Source organism: Massilia genomosp. 1, from assembly GCF_011682185.1.
Taxonomy (GTDB): domain Bacteria; phylum Pseudomonadota; class Gammaproteobacteria; order Burkholderiales; family Burkholderiaceae_D; genus Telluria_A; species Telluria_A rubra.
Map to the genome: position 1 here is coordinate 1 of NZ_WHJF01000396.1, position 452 is coordinate 452.

General features: G+C 60.2%; 1 protein-coding gene. It reads left to right on the forward strand.

Translation table 11 applies throughout. From position 1 onward, the window contains the following. Positions 1-452, forward strand: a 452-nt coding sequence (locus F1735_RS34265; protein ID WP_167241515.1) for an IS1595 family transposase, incomplete at both ends; no start/stop codon positions are given.

A 452-nucleotide genomic window follows, 5' to 3' on the forward strand; every position in this document is an offset into this window, starting at 1 on the left:
CCTCACGCAAGCGAAGAACAATGTGGCGGCGCTGGAGCTGATGCGCCTCCTCGGTGTCTGCTATCGCACCGCTTGGCGCCTTAAACACAAGATACTGGAGGTGATGGCCGAGCGCGAGTCCGAACGCCAGCTGGTGGGCCATGTAGAGGCCGATGACGCCTACTTTGGTGGTGCGCACCCCGGTGGGAAACGGGGGCGCGGGTCGGAGAATAAGGTGCCATTCATCGCGGCGGTGCAAATCTCGCCGGAAGGCCATCCGGTATATGCCATATTCTCCAGGGTGAAAACGTTCGGAAAAGCCGATGTGGCGCAATGGGCATTGAAACATCTGGCAGCAGCGAGTATCGTCGTCTCCGATGGTTTGAACTGCTTCACGGCAGTGCAGGCGGCCGGTGCAAAGCATGAGCCATCGGTCGTGGGCACTGCCCGCAAGAGCAGCGCAATGCCTTGTT